3 pseudogenes are annotated in these 2,414 nt (G+C 48.5%); all 3 read right to left on the bottom strand.

Annotated features, from left to right (window positions below):
- A pseudogene (locus tag STRDD11_RS10015) lies at positions 1–632 on the bottom strand (hypothetical protein); the annotation flags it as partial.
- Positions 622–1,364 (bottom strand): annotated as a pseudogene (locus STRDD11_RS10020) (ABC transporter ATP-binding protein). The pseudogenes STRDD11_RS10015 and STRDD11_RS10020, both read right to left, overlap by 11 nt.
- A 163-nt stretch (positions 1,365–1,527) precedes the next feature.
- Positions 1,528–2,414: pseudogene (locus STRDD11_RS14605) on the bottom strand (peptidase M20); the annotation flags it as partial.

A 2,414-nucleotide genomic window follows, 5' to 3' on the forward strand; every position in this document is an offset into this window, starting at 1 on the left:
ATGAAGAAATAAAGAATCATGGAAGCAATGGAGACAGCTGCCAAGATGAGATTGGACAGGAGATTCTTATACCGTCTGAAAAAAGCCGTTTTTGTGATAAAGTGCACGGCAATCAGGACCAAAAAAGTCAAAACAGAGCAGAGAATAAGTATAGAAAGCAGAGCCAAGGGAAGGCCCAAGAGAATATTGCCGCCCTGAATGGCCAAAACCAGAAAATAGCTAAACATAGGCAGGAGTGCAATCAGCAGGGTCAGAAGGACTGAAATCCCCTTGCCGACAATAATCTCTGCTTCGCTGAAGGCGTAAGGCCGATAAGACTGCAGGTCCTTGCTTTCATAAAAGACATTGTAGAAAGCCAGAAAACCCTGTGACATAGAAAAGAGAGCAAAGACTGTCACCAGATTGGCAAAAAGACCAGGGTTGCCCACCAAATAGTTGACCGCACCCATGAGGCCAAAAAGGAAGAGATAGAGAAGTCCTAAAATCAAATAGGTCCGGATAGCCTGCAGGGAAACATTAATCTTTCTGTCTGGTGTTTTGGCCTGTTTCTTGCGATACTGCTGGAGCTGGTTGGGCTGCACGGCATAGAGAATGTTAATTTCGACTAATTTTTTGACAGCTTTAAGACGCATCTGAGCTCACCTCTTCTCTTCGACCGGCCAAACCTAGATAAATGCTTTCCAGCGATTCTTCTGGATGCTGGCCTTTTAGCTCTGCAATGCTGCCGTAGAAAATGAGAGCACCTTTTTTAAGAATGGCAATTTTATCACAGAGCTGCTCTGCCACTTCCAAGACATGGGTAGAAAAGAGCACCGTATTGCCCTTGTCAGCATGCTGGCGCATCATTTGCTTAAGGTCAAAGGCTGCCTGCGGGTCCAGACCGGTCAGCGGTTCATCCAAAACCCAAATATCCGGATCCGACAGGAGGGCACCGATGACAAAGACCTTTTGCCGCATCCCGTGAGAGAAGGACTCGATGACCTCATAGCGGTGGCTGGCAAAATCAAAGAGATCCAGCAGCTCCGTCAGGCGCGCTTCTGTATCTGCCGTTGTCATATCATAGGAAGTCGCCACCAGCTCCCAAAATTCATTAGCAGTCAGGCGCAGGAAAAGGTCAGGGGAATCCGCAACATAGCCGATTTTTTCTTGATCTCCAAACGATTGGCAGCCAAGTCCTGGCCGTCAACCAGAATCTGACCGCTGCTGGGGTTAATCACGCTGACCAGAGATTTAATGGTTGTTGACTTGCCGGCACCATTATGGCCGATTAAACCGACAATCTCCCCGCTTTCTAAGACCAGGTTCAGCTGATTCAGGGCTACCGTTCCTTCATAAACTTTGGTAACATCTTTAAATTCAATCATAAAAAAGCTCTCCTTTATCTATTCTTGTATAATATAGTATACTATTTTCGCAGGAATTCGTCTTAAAAAAAGTTTATATTCAGTGAAACCAGTCTTTCTGCAAGATTGTGCCCGATTGCAGGCAGCAGACAGGCCTTTGTCCGCACAGCCGCATGCGGAAGGTTCAGCGCTCTGCAAGTCTGATGGCAGCAATATTCTCCAGCAAATAAAGCAAAAAGTTGGGGATGGTCTCCAGCATATCCTTTTCAAAGACACGCTCCGTCAGCTGGTGCAGATCCTTGCCCCAAGGTCCCAGATTGATTCCCGGAACATTGATGGCAGCAATCTTAGGAAAATCAATGCTATAGAGATTCCGCGGCACTGCCATGCTTTCCAGCAGCTGCTCATAATCTGCCAGCGGTTTTTCCAAGGAACAGTAGCTGATGTCGCAAATCCCCATGAAAAACTCCTCTACGTTGAGGCGGCAGCCTGCTGTATCAGCCAAATAGTCTCTGTACAGACTGATCAGCTTTTCGATATCAATCCCGCTCTCTGCCAGCCGCCGGCAGTTGACAGAAGGGTAATAGGGCGGTGCAATGGCTATAATAACCAGCGCTTCCTTGCGGTCGTGGAAATCAAGGATTTTCTGAATATTGCCGATGGTGATTTCCTGATAGGAAGCACCGTTTTTTAAAGACTCCTGTCCTTCCTGCTCTATCTGTGCCAGCACTGCTGCAAAATCAGGCCTGCTCTGGCATTCCTGCAGCAATTCCTGATAGGACAGGACCCGCGGTTTGGGAATCTCCCAGCTTTCCTGATAGATTTTCTGCAGCTGCAGATGGCGTTGATAAAAGTCATCAACGGCTTCCTGACTGAGCCGGCGGATAAGGGTCATCAGCTCCTTGGGACTGCGGTCCAGATAGAGCAGACTGAGAGCGCCGGCGGCCCGCAGCACGGTCGAAACATCATATTGCTCCTTGAGGTCCCGCATGTAGGACCAGGAAGGCAGCGGCGACTGCTCACCGTAGGCAGTGTCCGCTAGGACCGGATTGAGATCCATCTTCTCAACCA

The organism is Streptococcus sp. DD11, from assembly GCF_001578865.1.
Taxonomy (GTDB): domain Bacteria; phylum Bacillota; class Bacilli; order Lactobacillales; family Streptococcaceae; genus Streptococcus; species Streptococcus panodentis.